The 15,179-nt window shown below is 60.1% G+C and carries 14 protein-coding genes; 10 read left to right on the top strand and 4 right to left on the bottom strand.

All coding sequences use genetic code 11. The annotated features are described in order from the left end of the window. Positions 1-21 precede the first annotated feature (21 nt). Positions 22-726 carry a GntR family transcriptional regulator gene (locus AMK02_RS21965; protein ID WP_064806748.1) on the bottom strand — a complete coding sequence of 235 codons (705 nt, stop codon included), beginning with the start codon at positions 724-726 and terminating at the stop codon, positions 22-24. A 137-nt stretch (positions 727-863) separates the two neighbouring features. Here AMK02_RS21965 and AMK02_RS21960 point away from each other — a divergent pair, with 137 nt between their 5' ends. After that, entirely contained in the window at positions 864-1,775 is a 912-nt protein-coding gene (locus tag AMK02_RS21960; protein WP_064806746.1) for a dihydrodipicolinate synthase family protein, read from the top strand. 51 nt (positions 1,776-1,826) lie between these two features. Here the strand turns inward: AMK02_RS21960 and AMK02_RS21955 are convergent, their stop codons facing one another. After that, positions 1,827-2,885 (bottom strand): LacI family DNA-binding transcriptional regulator, encoded by a 1,059-nt coding sequence (locus tag AMK02_RS21955; protein WP_064806745.1) that lies wholly within the window; start codon positions 2,883-2,885, stop codon positions 1,827-1,829. A 140-nt stretch (positions 2,886-3,025) separates the two neighbouring features. Between AMK02_RS21955 and AMK02_RS21950 the strand changes: the two genes are divergently transcribed. The 5 genes from AMK02_RS21950 (at position 3,026) to AMK02_RS21930 (ending at position 9,417) form a co-directional block, all read left to right on the top strand. Next, positions 3,026-5,347: an alpha-L-rhamnosidase gene (locus AMK02_RS21950; protein WP_064806743.1), complete on the top strand. Its 2,322-nt coding sequence runs from the start codon at positions 3,026-3,028 to the stop codon at positions 5,345-5,347. A gap of 36 nt (positions 5,348-5,383) precedes the next feature. Further along, the gene (locus AMK02_RS21945) at positions 5,384-6,667 is read left to right on the top strand and encodes an ABC transporter substrate-binding protein (RefSeq protein WP_064806741.1); all 1,284 of its coding nucleotides are present in this window, start codon (positions 5,384-5,386) and stop codon (positions 6,665-6,667) included. A gap of 65 nt (positions 6,668-6,732) precedes the next feature. After that, on the top strand, positions 6,733-7,611 hold the full coding sequence (locus AMK02_RS21940; protein WP_064806739.1) for a carbohydrate ABC transporter permease: 879 nt from the start codon (positions 6,733-6,735) through the stop codon (positions 7,609-7,611). Beyond that, entirely contained in the window at positions 7,608-8,435 is an 828-nt protein-coding gene (locus AMK02_RS21935) for a carbohydrate ABC transporter permease (RefSeq protein ID WP_064806738.1), read from the top strand. The genes AMK02_RS21940 and AMK02_RS21935 overlap by 4 nt, the downstream gene beginning before the upstream one ends. Before the next feature lie 4 nt (positions 8,436-8,439). After that, on the top strand, positions 8,440-9,417 hold the full coding sequence (locus AMK02_RS21930) for an ABC transporter ATP-binding protein (RefSeq protein ID WP_064806736.1): 978 nt from the start codon (positions 8,440-8,442) through the stop codon (positions 9,415-9,417). A gap of 54 nt (positions 9,418-9,471) precedes the next feature. On the opposite strand, the gene AMK02_RS21925 is transcribed toward AMK02_RS21930, so the two are convergent. Continuing rightward, positions 9,472-9,822 carry a type II toxin-antitoxin system RelE/ParE family toxin gene (locus tag AMK02_RS21925; RefSeq protein ID WP_064806734.1) on the bottom strand — a complete coding sequence of 117 codons (351 nt, stop codon included), beginning with the start codon at positions 9,820-9,822 and terminating at the stop codon, positions 9,472-9,474. 5 nt (positions 9,823-9,827) lie between these two features. Beyond that, positions 9,828-10,079 carry a ribbon-helix-helix domain-containing protein gene (locus tag AMK02_RS21920; protein ID WP_064807165.1) on the bottom strand — a complete coding sequence of 84 codons (252 nt, stop codon included), beginning with the start codon at positions 10,077-10,079 and terminating at the stop codon, positions 9,828-9,830. A gap of 273 nt (positions 10,080-10,352) precedes the next feature. Here AMK02_RS21920 and AMK02_RS21915 point away from each other — a divergent pair, with 273 nt between their 5' ends. The 4 genes from AMK02_RS21915 to AMK02_RS21900 are packed head-to-tail and all read left to right on the top strand — an operon-like array spanning position 10,353 to position 15,179. Further along, on the top strand, positions 10,353-10,979 hold the full coding sequence (locus tag AMK02_RS21915) for an SIS domain-containing protein (RefSeq protein WP_064806732.1): 627 nt from the start codon (positions 10,353-10,355) through the stop codon (positions 10,977-10,979). Between the two features lie 16 nt (positions 10,980-10,995). Beyond that, entirely contained in the window at positions 10,996-12,234 is a 1,239-nt protein-coding gene (locus AMK02_RS21910; protein WP_064806730.1) for a glycosyltransferase family 2 protein, read from the top strand. An 18-nt stretch (positions 12,235-12,252) separates the two neighbouring features. Further along, positions 12,253-14,223, top strand: coding sequence for a hypothetical protein (locus AMK02_RS21905; RefSeq protein ID WP_064806728.1), 1,971 nt, complete (start codon positions 12,253-12,255; stop codon positions 14,221-14,223). Then, entirely contained in the window at positions 14,220-15,179 is a 960-nt protein-coding gene (locus AMK02_RS21900) for a lysylphosphatidylglycerol synthase transmembrane domain-containing protein (protein WP_064806727.1), read from the top strand. The genes AMK02_RS21905 and AMK02_RS21900 overlap by 4 nt, the downstream gene beginning before the upstream one ends.

Here is a 15,179-nt window from a genome sequence, read left to right as displayed (position 1 = left end):
TGTCCTCGCGCGACCGGTGCTTCAGGACAGGCCGATCGCCACCGGCCGGTCCAGGTTGCGGGCAAGATAGTCCTGGATCTGGCGAACGATCTGGGCGGCGTGGGCAATCGCCAGCCGGTCGGCGCGATCGGCGTCACCGGCCTCGATCGCGGCGATGATTTCCTCGTGTTCATCGACATATTGGCGCGGCAGCCGGTCGTCGAAGGTCGAATAATACAAGCGAAGGATGCGCCGGCCTTCGTCGAGCAGCCTGGCGAAGAAGGCGGTGTAATAGGCGTTGCCGGCAAGCTCGGCGATCGCCACATGGAATTCGCGGTTCGCCTCGATCATCGCATAGGCGTCGCGCGCGGCAACGGCGCCGGCGAAATCCTTCTGGTGCCGGCGGATGGTCTCCATGATCGCGTCATTTCGCCGCCCGGCGGCTCCGCGCGTCGTCACCCGGTACATCAGCGTCAGCGCTTCGAAATAGGTGGGCAGGCTGGCAAAGTCGATCGGCGCGACGATCGTGTTCCGGTTTGGCAGGGTCGTGACCAGCCCATCGGCGGCGAGCCGTAACAGCGCCTCGCGGATGGGTGTCCTTGACATGCCGAAACGCTCCGACAGCCGCACCTCGTCGAGCGGGCTGGCCGGCTCCAGCGCCATCGACAGGATCTCCCGGCGCAGCGCGGCATAGATGCTCTGCGTGCCGGAACCGCGCACCCGCACATTTTCTGCGTCGTTCTGCATGCGTCCCTCCCCTTGATGAGAGCCTTGTAGTGCGTTTTGGCCGATTTCGGCAACGCCCCACGAATTTACAAATCACGGCGATTGAGTATTGTCGACAGTTTGTATATAACGAGCCGACTTTAACGGAGTTTCGATCGATGACAACAGGATGGAAGGGCGTATTTCCCGCCGTAACGACGCAATTCAACGAAGATCTGTCCGTGGATCTCTCCGCGACCCAGCGCGTCCAGGACGCGCTCGTCAACGACGGCGTCAACGGGCTGATCGTCATGGGCACATGTGGTGAGAACAATTCGCTCGATCCCGATGAGAAGCGCACGATCCTCAAAGCCGCCGTCGAGGTCGTCAACGGCCGCGTTCCCGTCGTGACGGGCGTCTCCGAATTCGATACGCGCCGCGCCGTCGCCTATGCCCGTGACGCCGAAAAGCTCGGCGCCGACGGGCTGATGCTGCTGCCGGCCATGGTCTATGTGCCGAAGCCGGAAGAGCTGATCGCGCATTTCCGCACCGTGGCCGAGGCGACCTCGCTGCCGATCATGCTCTACAACAATCCGCCCGCCTACCGCGTCAACATCGGCGCCGATGTGCTGAAGGTGCTTGCCGAGGTGCCGAACATCAAGGCGGTCAAGGAAAGCGCCCCGGATCCGCGCCGCTTCACCGATCTCATCAACGAATTCGGCGACCGTTTCGATATCTTCGCCGGCCTCGACGACGTCGCGCTCGAAGGCCTGATGCTCGGCGCCAAGGGCTGGGTCTCGGGCCTCACCAGCGCCTTCCCTGAGGAATCCGTGCAGCTCGTTGCTGCTGCCGAACGCGGCGACTGGGAGGAGGCCCGCAGGATCTACCGCTGGTTCATGCCGCTTCTGCATCTCGATGCCGAGCACGATCTCGTGCAGTCGATCAAGCTCGCCGAGCAGATCATGGGCCGCGGCTCCGAACGCGTGCGCATGCCGCGCCTGCCGCTTTCAGGGGCACGGCGCACCGAAGTCACCGCCATGGTCGAGAAGGCTGCCGCGACGCGTCCCTCGAAACTCGGCAAGGCCGCCTGAGATTACGAGGCCGGCAGCGCACATGAGCTGCCGGCCCTTCCATCCCTCGCTCTAAGTGACCGGAGCCTTGCCGGATCGGGTCAGGCTGTTGCGGCTGACCAGCGACGGCATCTGGAAAATATGCTCGGCGCCGGTGCGACCCTCTATTCTCGAAATCAACGTCCGGGTGGCGACCTGGCCGAGCTCCCTGCCCGACTGATCGATGCTTGCGAGATTGACGAGGCCGAGCGCTGCGGTCGACGAATTGTCATATCCGACGACGGCAAGATCTTCGGGCACACGCACACCCATTTCCATCGCCAGGCTCAGAAGGGTGATGGCGTCGAGGTCGCTCCAGCAGAACACGGCGCGCGGCCTGTTCTTCCTCGACAGGAACTTTCGCATCGTTTCCTCCCGCTTTGGCGGGGCGATCGGAATTTTAGTGATCGGCGCAGACGATCCCAATCCGGCGCGCTGGATCGCCCGGCGGAAGCCGATCTCGCGCTGGCGAACGACGGAGACCTGGTGCCCCTCACGCTCGCCGAGGCTCAGCATTTCGATGTCGCGATAGCCGCAGGCAAGCAACGCTTCCACCGCAATCTCGGCGCCACGCTGGTCGTCGGCATTGACCGTATCGAAGGCGGTGGCGCCGGCATCGTGATAACCGACCGCGACGATCGGTATCTGAGCCGCGAATTTTGCGATGATGTCGGAAGGCAGGCGCGGCGCAACCAGGATCAGACCATCCATCTTGTAGTCGATCATCGACTCGATCAGCGACGTCTCCAGCTGCACGCGCGCATCGCTGACACCGATCATCGCCTGGTAATGCGAAGGCGCCAGCACGCCATTCACGCCGGCGATCACCTCCGGAAGGAAGGGATTGCGGATGTCGATCAAAAGCACGCCGATGGTGAAACTGCGGCCCCGCAACCCGCGCGCCGCGCGTGAGGGACGATATCCAAGCACTTCAATAGCGTCGGTCACCCTCGCCCGCAGCGCTTCACTGACGCCGTAGGCGTTTCGCATTACCTTCGAGACCGCGGCGACCGAGACGCCTGCATGCGTTGCCACTGTCCGGATCGTCACGCGATCATTTCGTTGCAGTCTTTTTTTCTCTTCGATCGACATGAAATCTCTGGGTTACGCTGCGGGCCGTCAATCGCTCGCAGAACCACCATGGCAGACTGGCGACGAAATTTCTATTGCGCTTCCGAAAAAAATGTAGAACGTTATATGGAGAACGTTCTACAACTCGTCGGGAGGACTTGATGAACTTTCAGCCGGCAGCCATCGACGGCAATCTCGTTTCGCGCGCCTGGTCCGGAGAGATGATCGCCCCGCTGTCGGACCGCGGCCAGGGAACGGCCGCAAGCTTCGTCTCCAAGACCTTCGATCATGACGACACCGGCCTTCCGATCGAACTCTTCATCTCGGCGCTCGGCCTCTATCGCTGCTTCATCAACGGCACCCGCGTCGGCAACGATCTGCTGACTCCCGGCTGGACAAATTACGACGACCGCATTGCCTATCAGCGATACGACATCTCGAGATTGCTGAAGTCAGGCTTTAACCGGATAGAAATCTGGCTCGCCGACGGATGGTACCGCTCGCCGATCATGTGGGGCGCCCAGGCTATTCCCAACTGCTGGGGCGACAGGATCGGGGCCATTGCGGATCTGGTCGGCCCCAGCGGCACCATTCTTTCCACCGATACGACCTGGCAAAGCGGGCTTCTGCCGATCCAGAAGTCGGGGATCTATTTCGGCGAGATTTACGACGCACGCCTGGAAAACATCGCCGAAACCCACGGGACCGAGCGATTGCCGTTCGACACGGGGCTGCTCGTCGCGCATGAGACCGCAGCGGTGCGGGAGCTGCGGCCGGTCGCCCCCATCGAAAGCTGGACCGATCATGAAGGCAGGACGATCTATGATTTCGGCCAGAATGTCGGCGGCTACGTCAGATACACGGTCCGTGGCGTCGGCGGCACCGAAGTGCGGGTCGAGCACTCGGAAGTCCTTGGGCCGGAACGCTACTTCGACAATCGCAACTATCGCGCGGCTACCGCGCACACCTTCTATACGCTCAGCGGAGATGGCGACGAGACCTATGCGCCGCATTTCACCTTCCACGGCTTCCGTTATGCCAGGGTGACGATCAAAGGCGATGCGGAGATTGTTGATATCGCCTCGATCCCGATCTCGTCGGTGCCGGAACCGGCCGGCGGCTTCACCTCGGGCAGCCCTCTCGTCAATCGTCTGGTCGAGAATACCATTTGGTCGCAGCGCGCCAATTTCATCGAAGTGCCCACAGATTGCCCACAACGCGACGAACGGCTTGGCTGGACGGGTGATGCCCAAGTCTTTGCCGCGACGGCCTGCTGGCTGAGCGACAGCCAGTCCTTCCTCAGGAAATATCTGCGCGATGTGATGGCCGACCAGCGCGAGGACGGCGCCGTTTCGCATTTCTCGCCCGACCCGACGCGTCTGCACCCCGGCAATTTCCCGGGCTATGCCGGCTCGACCGGCTGGGGTGACGCGATTGTCGTGATCCCCTGGGTCCTCTATACCCATTACGGCGACCGATCCGTTCTTTCGGAGTGCCTGGGCTCGATGGTGCGCTGGGTCGATTTCGTCTGGTCCATCTCGGATGGCCCGATCGTCCATCCGCCCTCGCATTGGGGCGCCCGCGGCTTCACCTTCGGCGACTGGCTGCAGCCGGTCGGCGATAACAGAAAGCCGCGCCCGACGATTGCCGACGATTGTGCAGCCACCCTTTACCACTTCATCTCGACGGATCTTCTCGCGAAGATCGCAGGCGTACTCGGCGAGCAAGCGCTTGAAGAACAGATGAAGGGCCGCGCTGACAAGATCAGGTTGGCTTTCGCCAACGAGTTCATCACGCCGGCCGGGCGGCTCGCCCATAACGATCAGACATCCTATGCGCTGGCCTTCCTGTATGACCTGATACCGGGTGAGCATCATGAGGCAGCCCGGCGACATTTCAGGCAGGTGGTCGTCGATGCCGACTACAAGATCGGCACCGGCTTCATTGGCACGCCGGCCCTTTTGCCGGCCCTGACGAAACTCGGCATGGACGACCTCGCCGAAAAAGTCTTCCTGCAGGAGGATGTGCCGGGCTGGCTCTACCAGGTCTCGAAGGGAGCAACGACGATCTGGGAGCGTTGGGATTCGATGGCGCCCGACGGCACCATCTACGAACCCGACATGAACAGCTATAACCACTATGCCTATGGAGCGGTCTGCCAATGGCTGTTCGAATGTGTCGCCGGCATTTCGCCGAGCCCGGCCGCACCCGGCTTTGCCGAAGTGATCGTCGATCCGGCACCGATCCCGTCGCTTTCGTCGGTTTCGGCCTATCACGATATCAGCCAAGGGCGCATCGAGGCCGGCTGGCACTGCACCGGCAGCGAGGTCACCTATGTGCTGACGCTTCCGGAGGGGTGCGTCGGCCGCTTCCGGCCCGGCCGGCGGCACCGGAATGCGTCACTCAATGGGGAGCCCGTCATCGAGGAGGCGGCTCTTCCCCCCGGCACGCACCGGCTGGTCTTTTCCCTACCCGATTACTGAGGAGCATACAGTCACACCGTTCAGAGGAGGAACGTCATGACACATCGGATAAAGCTCATTCTTGCCGGCGCATCCGCGCTTCTGGCCTTGGCCGCGGCCAGCCCATCGCATGCAGAAACCACGCTGTCTTTCCTGATCGACAACAACCCCGACACGGTCGCGGCAGCCGAAGCACTGGTTGCGGCCTACCAGACCAAGGCGCCCGACGTGACGATCGAAATCGAGCCGCGGGCAGGCGGCGGCGAGGGTGACAACATCATCAAGACGCGCCTGGCAACGGGCGAGATGTCCGATGTGTTCCTCTATAATTCCGGCTCTCTCTTACAGGCGCTGAAGCCGGCGCAGACACTTGTAGATCTGAGCGGTCTCGCCTCGCAGGCGAAGGTGGATGAAGGCTTCAAATCTGTGGTCAGCGCCGGCGGCAAACTCTACGGCGTTCCTTTCGGCACGGCCATGGCGGGCGGGATCCTCTACAACAGGAAGATCTATCAGGATCTCGGCCTCGCCGTTCCGAAGACATGGGCGGATTTCATGGCCAACAATGCCAAGGTCAAGGCTTCGGGCAAGATCGCCGTGGCGCAGACCTATCGCGATACCTGGACATCGCAGCTGTTCGTTCTGGCCGACTATTACAATCTGCACGCCGCAGCGCCGAACTTCGCCGCCGACTATACCGCCAACAAGGCGAAATATGCGGAGACGCCCGCCGCCACAAAAGGTTTCGAACGGCTGAAGGATGTTCACGACGCCGGCCTGACGAACGAGGATTTCGGCGCGGCAAGTTATGACGACGGCCTCAGAATGGTGGCGACCGGCGAAGCGGCGCATTATCCGATGCTGAGCTTCGCCATTGGCGCGATCAAACAGAATTATCCCGAGAATCTTGCAGATGTCGGTTTCTTCGCGCAACCGAGCGACGATGCGGCAACGAACGGACTGACGGTCTGGATGCCGCCCGCCCTCTATATTCCCCTGACCAGCCAGCACGCAGAAGAAGCGAAGAAATTCGTGGATTTCGCCGGCAGCGTCGAAGGCTGCAAGATCATGGTGGAAACCAACACCGTGCAGGGGCCTCCGCTGATCGACGGCTGCGATCTGCCTGCCGACGTACCGCCCGCCGTAAAGGACATGCTCCCCTATTTCGATGCCAAGGGAAAGACGACCCCGGCATTGGAATTCGTATCGCCGGTGAAGGGCCCGGCTCTCGAGCAGATCACCGTCGAAGTCGGTTCCGGCATTCGCCAGCCCGCCGAGGCAGCGAAGCTCTATGACGAGGATGTGCGCAAACAGGCCAAGCAGCTCGGCCTGCCCAACTGGTAGCGGTCGTTCGGGCCAGCTAACCTCGCTCCTGACGGGGCGAGGTTTCCCCGATCGAAGAGGTAGTCATGACCGAGACACGCCCGCACCCGCGCAAATCGCCCTACCCGCTGTGGTTTTTCATTCCCGCCGCCATCATTTACGGCGTGCTGTTCCTTTTTCCGACCATATCGTCTCTCTGGTACAGCCTGACGCGTTGGGATCTCTCGACGGCGCAATTTATCGGGCTTGAAAATTTCCAGCAGTTCTTTTCCGAACCGTTCTTGGTCAAGGGGCTGGTCAACACCCTGATCTATGCCGTGACGACATCCGGCTTAAAGACGGTCTTCGGCCTGCTGCTCGCCGTGCTGCTGACCAGCAATATCTTCGCCCGCGGCTTCCTGCGCACGCTGGTCTTCTTTCCCGTGCTGGTCTCGACCATCGGCATCGGCATCACCTTCACGGTGATGATGCATCCGACCAAGGGCATCATCAATGTTACGCTCGAGACGCTTGGAATGCCTGGACCGGGATGGCTGACCAATCCGGCGCTCGCGCTTTTTTCGGTGGCCCTCGTCGATGTCTGGAAGGGTGTCGGCCTCGCCACCCTGATTTTCATTGCCGGTCTCGCTGCGATCAGCCCCGATTATTATGAGGCGGCGAGGATCGACGGCGCCACCCGTCTCCAGCAATTTTTCCGCATCACCCTGCCGCTCGTGCGTCCCGCCACGGTCATCGTGGTGACCTTGTCGCTGATCGGTGGGCTCCGTTCCTTCGACCTGATCTGGGCCATGACCCGGGGCGGACCCGGTTTCTCCTCCGATGTGATCGCCTCGGTCATCTACAAGCAGTACCAGGCTGGTTTTTATGGGCTGTCGACGGCCGGAAACGTCATTCTGTTCGCGCTGATTGCCGTGATCATCCTGCCCTTCACCCTGTGGTTCAACCGGCGCGAGGTCGAGGAATGAGAAGCGTCCGCCCCTATGTGACAGGCGCGATAGCCCTTGCCATCGCGGCCGTCATCTTCGTCATGCCTTTCGTTTTCGTCGCCCTGCAGGCGGTGAAATCCAAATCGGAGGCTTCCCGGCTCGATTTCGAACTTCCTGAGCATTGGCTGTTCTGGGACAATCTCGTCGCCGTCTTCAAGGCGCGCGACTATCAGCTCGTGCTTGCCTATTTCAATTCGACGCTGATCACGGTCGTTTCCGTCGCGATCCTGATCCTGCTGTCGGCGATGGTCGGATATGTGATGCAGCGCCGTAAGACGGCGTGGAACCGCGTGGCTTTCGCTGCACTGTTCATGGGCCTGATGATGCCGCCGGCCGTTGTTCCCACCATCGGTCTTTTGCAGGATATCGGCCTCTTCAAGACCATGACGGGAATGATTCTGATCCAGGTTGCCTATAATCTCTCCTTTTCGGTCCTGCTCTATCGGTCGTTCATCTCGACCATCCCGCGCGATCTCGACGAGGCGGCGCTGATCGACGGCGCCAAGCCCCGGCAGATCTTCTTCCGGGTGGTCCTGCCGCTACTGAAGCCGGTGACCGTGACCAATATCGTCGTCCAGTCGATCGCGATCTTCAACGATTTCACCAATCCGCTCTACTACCTGCCGGGCAAGGAGAATGTGACGGTGCAGCTGACGCTCTATAATTTCCAGAGTATGTATTCGAGCCAGTATAATCTGCTCTTCATGAACATCCTCCTCGTGACGATCCCGCCGCTGATCGTCTTCATTTTCTTCAACCGCCAGATCGTCGCAGGCATGACGTCAGGCGGAGTCAAAGGGTAGCAGAATGGCTGAGCTCACTCTCAAACAGGTTCGCAAGAGCTTTAGCGCTCTCGAGGTCATCAAGGGCGTCGATCTGGAGGTTGCCTCCGGCGAGTTCGTCGTCTTCGTCGGCCCGTCGGGCTGCGGGAAGTCGACGCTGCTGCGCATCATCGCCGGCCTGGAAGAGACGACCTCGGGTAGGCTGACCATCGGCGGCAAGGACGTGACCTATGCGGAACCTTCCGAGCGAGGCATCGCCATGGTGTTCCAGAGCTATGCGCTCTACCCGCATATGACGGTTGCCGAGAATATCGGCTTCGGACTTTCGCTCGCCCGCCGCCCGAAGGCTGAGATCGCCGAGAAGGTCGCGGCGGCAGCCGAAACGCTGCAGCTCACTCATTTGCTGCAGAGAAAGCCGAAAGCGCTTTCCGGCGGCCAGAGGCAGCGCGTCGCCATTGGCCGAGCGATCGTGCGCGATCCCAGGGTCTTCCTGTTCGACGAGCCGCTCTCCAATCTCGATGCCTCGCTGCGGGCACAGATGCGCCTGGAGATCTCGGAACTCCACGCCCGTCTGAACTCGACGATGATCTATGTCACCCACGACCAGGTCGAGGCGATGACGATGGCGGACAAGATCGTCGTTTTGAACGGCGGCGCCGTCGAGCAGATCGGCAGCCCGATGGAGCTCTACCGCAATCCCGCCACACCCTTCGTCGCCGGCTTCATCGGCAGCCCGAAAATGAACCTCTATGGCGGCGAGACGGCACGGCGGATGAACTGCACCACCTACGGCATCCGCCCGGAACATGTCAGACTTTCGGAAGGCACCGGCCAGTGGCAAGGCAGAATCCGCCATGTGGAACGGCTCGGCGCCGACGCGATCCTCTATCTCGATGTCCCCGAACTCGGCGAAATGATCGTGCGCGCCGAAGGCGAAACGCCTTTCGGGCCTGGCATGACGGTCTGGGCAAACCCGCTGGAGGGAGCGGAACACCGGTTCTGAGTCCGGGTTAAAGCCCACATCGAGGAGCAATCCCACCGACCGAAGATCCCGCCCTCACGGCTGTTTGTTTGAGAGAGCCGCCAGATCCTCTTTGAGCCGGACCGGCAGATTCATCCGTTCGTGAAGAATGCTCATGACACCAAGATCGCCGTTCTTAAGCTCGCGAAAGAACACGTAATGATGTTCATAACGACCGAAATAGGCTAACCGCTTGATGTCTGCCGGAACTGCCAGACGTTGCGGAAGCTGTCGCCAGATCGACCGATCCTCGCACAAACGCTGCAAATAGGCGTGCAGCCCGAGAATGTAGGCATCCGCCTGCTTCTCTCCCCACGCCTCAATCGTGTCGCGCCAAATCTTGTCCTGCGCGTCGTCAGCGCGCGGATAAAATCGATAGGCTGCCATCAGGCTTATTGACGCTTGTTGCGGCGGATGACGTCTTCGGCCGAAACCACGACGAATTCGCTGTCTTCAGCCCGCATCGCCGGCGCAAGCTCTCTTTGCAGCATGTCCCAGGCCTCATTACGGGTCTGCAAGTCGCGGCGAATGAGCGCACGAATATACTCGCTGGCGTTTTCATAAAGGCCGTCATCGCCGACCTGCTGCTGGATATGATCCTGCAACTGCCCACTGACCTTCACATGAATGCTACCCGATGCCATCGGCATACCCCTTCGTTTCGTCTATGATGGGTAGCGTAGCACATATTGTCAATATTCATCACGCACGCCTCCGTAGCTTGATAACTGGTCGGGTTCAGCAGCGCTAAGGCGAGCAGCAACCCTCACGTCGGGGCCGGATGCTTGACGGAAGACCGTTAGTTGCAAAGCCGTGACACTCGTTAACAACCATCCGGAGGGATGCCGGGCAACTTGCCTTTGTATCATTTAGTCTTTAAGGACGCCCCAATTTCCAAGGTGTAGGGGTTGACCAGCATGTCACATGACCAGACCATATCTTCGGACCTTGGCGTGACGGCCGGCGATCTCGATCGCTATTTTACATTTCTCCGCCATGTTCTCGTGAATGCAGCCGCGTCGCGGCCGGGTGACGAAAGCCTCGATTATGCAACTGCGATGAGTGAGGCCATGCGGCTGGCCCGCGCTACCCATGATGCCGGCCGGAAGATCATCTTCATCGGTAACGGCGGCAGCGCCGCAATTGCCAGCCATATGGCGACGGACTACTCCAAAAATGGCGGACTCCGCGCCATGGCGATGAACGACGGGGCGACACTGACCTGCCTCTCGAACGACCTCGGCTATGAGAACGTCTTCGCAAAGCAGATCGAAATGCATGCGAATGAAGGGGATCTGCTGATTGCGATCAGCAGTTCAGGCAGATCGGAAAGCATTACGAAAGCCGTCGGCACCGCCCGCGAAAAAGGTGGCGCCGTTATCACCTTGAGCGGCTTTGCTCCAGGCAATCCGTTGCGCGCGCTCGGTGATCTGAACTTCTACGTCGCTTCCGACCAATATGGCTACGTGGAGATAGCCCATCTGGCGATCTGCCATGCCATATTGGATTTTTCCTGCGGCCTCGTCCCGCCCGTCCTTTCCTAAGAGCCTGATTACGCGCATGAATTTTCCCCACATCCACGATCCGGAATTGATGCTTCTTACGCCCGACGACGACGTTACCGACCCTGAGGTAACCATCCTCGTCCCCTCGCTGAACGAGGAATTGACGATCGGAACCTTCGTCGACTGGTGCCGTCAAGGCATCGCGGCAAGTGGTGCGGCGGTCGAAATCCTCATTGTCGACAGTTCGACCGATCGCACGCCGGAAATCGCCCGTGAACGGGGCGCGCGCGTGTTGCGGACGCCGAAGCGCGGCTTGGGCAGAGCTTACATCGATGCCATTCCTTTCGTCCGCGGCAAGTTCATCATTATGGGCGATGCGGACTGCACCTATGATTTTCGCCAGATCGCACCCTTCATCGAGGCCTTCCGGAAGGGATCTGAGTTCGTCATGGGCTCGCGGTTCAAGGGCACGATCGAAGACAATGCGATGCCGCCGCTGCATCGCTATTTCGGAACGCCGCTGACGACGTGGATTCTCAATCGGATGTTCGGCAGCGGCTTTTCCGACATCCATTGCGGCATGCGGGGCATCAGCGTCGATGCGCTGCTTCGCATGGATCTCCGCTCGCAAGGGTGGGAATACGCCTCGGAAATGGTGCTGAAATCCGTGCATATGGAGCTTGCGACGACCGAGGTGCCGATTCACTTCCTGAAGGATCCGGAAGGACGGCTGAGCCACATGAAGCGCCGAGGCTGGATGGAGCCCTGGCGCGCCGGCTGGCGCAATCTGCAGGCGATGTTTGTCTACGGGTTCGATTTCTTTCTCGTCTGGCCGGGTCTCCTGCTTCTGGCCCTCGGCTTGATCATAATGTTGCCGCTGCTCACCGGACCTATGTCGATAGCAGGCGTGCGGTTCTCCTCGAATGCCATGCTGTTTGCGATGGCTCTGGCCGTCCTTGGTCAATCAATGCTGATTTCGGCAGCGATCGGTCGGGTGATTTTTGACTATTCGGGACATGTGCAGCCTCGCCTCGAGCGGCTTCTTCCGTACAATGCAACGATATGGGGATCGGTTATCGCCGTTCTGGCAGGCGTTTTGCTGGCGGTTCCGCTCTTCGATTCCTATGTCGGGAACGGCTACGTGCTGCCCGAGATCGGCATCGAGACCAACTGGGCCGTCTTCGGACTGTGGCTTATCATCACGGCGTTCCAGATCTTTATATCAGGGCTCATGATACGAGCCCTCGGGGTTATGCTGCCAGTCAAGAAGCCTGCGCCGCCTCTCGCGGGATAAAACCACGAAAGGGCTATCATGATCGTAGGCTGGTGTACGGTTCTTTCCATAATATTATGGGGCCTCGTGATCGACAGAGGCATTGTTGCCCGGCTCAACCGACGTTGCGATCAGCCCTTTCGAGACGGCATCGATTTTCTGTTCAGCGGTGTTCTGCCGGCTCTGGCGATCGCCGGTGGCGCGGCCACTATTCTTGGCGCGTTTCATGGATTGAGATGGGAAATCGTTCTTCCCATAGTGGCAGCCTCGATGATCTGGCGGCGGCGCGATCTCGTCGCCGTTCTCTGCGACCTGGCTTCGCTGCTTCGTAAAATCACCGCTGGAACGAAAAGCGGAAATCCGTTGCCGGCGCTTGCCGCCTTCGCATGCATCATACTCGGCTATGTCTCGAGCGTTCTGGCCCAATTTCCGTCCGGTATCGCCGACGTGTGGGTTTTCCACATTCCTCTCGCAAACAGCATCATCGAACACGCGGGTTTTGTGTCGCCGCAGATCGACCATCCCTTCTACGGCAATATTCCGCTCTTCTTCAATCTGCTGTTTGCGCTCGTCATGATGGTCAGTGGTCACTGGACCGGCGCGTCCGTCATGAACATCGCGATTTTCTTCGGGTTTCTGTTTCTGCTTTCAAGCTGCGCCAGCCGTTGGCGGGCATGCGGCTTTTTCCTGGTGGCCGCTCTGATCCTCAGCATTCCCTTCTTCAGGGGGAGTGTCGGCGAACCGATGACGGATCTGGCCCGGTCGTGTTTCTCGGTTGCCGCCGTGCTTTTCCTGTGGCGTTATCTGGAAACCCGGCGCCCGGCGGAGCTTTTCCATGGTGCGCTCGTGCTTGGGGGTGCGGTCGGAGGAAAATATACGGAACTGCAAATGGTCGGCCTGATAGGGCTGGCATTGCTGCCGACGCTTCTCAGGGGACGGGTGTCGCTGCCGCTCTTTCTGTCATGCCTCTGCGCATTCCTTGCAGTCGCGGGCTACTGGTATGCGAGAAACCTGATCGTCCTCGGCAATCCGATCTATCCCTTCATGTTCGGTCATCCGGGCCTCACCGACGCCTGGATGGCGGATTACATGCTCGAATTGGGCCGGGCTTTCGATCCCGCCAACCGGCATTTCGTGACGAACCTCGCAACTCTGCAAGGCTGGCGCGACTTCCTTCATATTCTTTACCAGTGGTTTCTCGCCAATAAGCCGAATGCTTTCGCCGCTCTCGCTTTGATACTGGCCGGCCTGGCAGTGGCTTTCCGGCGCATCGCATTTCCCGCAGCGATTACCGCTGCCATGTTTGTGATTTGGTACACCGTCATGTTCAATCACATCAGGTGGGCGACGCCAGCCTATCTGCTTTTCTTTTCGACCGGGTTCATCGGCGCTTCGCTGGTTCGCGAACGGCTGGATCAATGGCTCGACCGACGGGTGCTGCCGCAGATAGCCCCCCTTGCGAAAATTGCCTCTTCGCCGGCAAGCTTGATCGCCAGCCCGGTGATTATAGGCCTGCTGGCTGGGGGCATCTGGATTTCTCACTGGCATCGAATGGGCGGCAGCGACATCGATCCCGTCAAGGCGAAAGAGCTCGACGTCGTGTTTGGGCTGATCAGCGTCGACAAATATATGGAGAGTCATCGCGAAGCCTATTTCATGTACCGCTACATCGCAGATCACGACCTGCGAGCCGTATTTCAGCCTTTCGATACCGCAAATACATTACTGTCCACCGCTTATAACGACGGTCGCGACGGCGGCTGGCAGTTGCCCCGCCACGTGCTGCCCGCACCGGGGTCGGATATCGATGCCTTCATCAGGGACAATCGCATCGGCTATTTCATCGTTCCCCCGGATGCCGACAGCGCGTTCCTCGCCGAGCGCATTGGAGCGGACAAAATCGTGATGGCCAATAGCGTCATAGCGCACATGATGCCTCGCTCATCGCTGATCTTGACGGATCGGTTCGGCTGGAAGCTCTACCGTTTCGACACGGATCGGGCATCGTGACCACTCCCTCCTCCCGCGCATTGCTTCGCATCGGCATCCCGGTTCTGAAAGTGGCGGTCGCGCTTGGCCTCGTCCTATGGATCGCGCTTAGGGTCGATTTTGCAGAAGGCTGGGCGGCGATCCAGACCCTGTCGGTGACGACCATCTGCGTCAGCGTCTTCCTTCTTCTCTTGCAGGCCCTGCTTTCGGCGTGGCGGTGGTGCCTTCTATCGGAGATGATCGGGCAGAGGCTGAAAATATCAGGCGCCATGAATCTCTTCATGCAAAGCCTCTTTTACAATCAGGCTCTTCCAAGTCCCATTCCGGGCGATGCCGCACGCATTTTCGGCGCCCTCAAATATGGCTTGACGATCCAGGAAGCCACGCTCGGCGTCGTCATGGACCGTATCCTCACGCTGTTCGGACTGGCGGTCGTTGCGCTGATCGGTCTGATCATCATGCGGGCGTTTTACGGGCACGACTTCCCAATCCCCTATCTCACCGAACTCACGGCCCTCGGCGTCGCGGGAATCATCGCATCGGCCGTGGTGTTCAGCTGGCGTCGCCATCTCTTCGTTCGGCTTCTTCCGGAAAAACTGCACGCGTTGAACGAGGCGCTGGGGGCTTTTCTCACCCACCGGAGAATGCTCGGAATATTTCTATTGACCCTCGCCATTCACGGCTTGGGTGTCGTCTCGCTTGAGATCCTCGTTCTCGGCCTTGGTCTCCCGCTCGACTGGGGTCAGGCCGCCGCCGCTTTCCCGCCGGTCCTGTTGATCGCCATGGTCCCGATTTCCGTCGGAGGATGGGGCCTGCGCGAAGGCGGCATGATCATTTCACTTGCGGTGTTCGGCATCGGCACGACGGACGCCGCGACGCTGTCGGTGGTTTTCGGCCTGTTGCAGCTTGTGGTCGGCTTGGCCGGTGGTGTATTCGTCCTTTCGCGTCCTCATACGGGAAAGATCAAAGCGCTCTGA

It is taken from the genome of Rhizobium sp. N731, from assembly GCF_001664145.1.
GTDB classification, from domain to species: Bacteria; Pseudomonadota; Alphaproteobacteria; order Rhizobiales; family Rhizobiaceae; genus Rhizobium; species Rhizobium esperanzae.
This window is presented reverse-complemented; position numbering and strand designations above follow the sequence as displayed.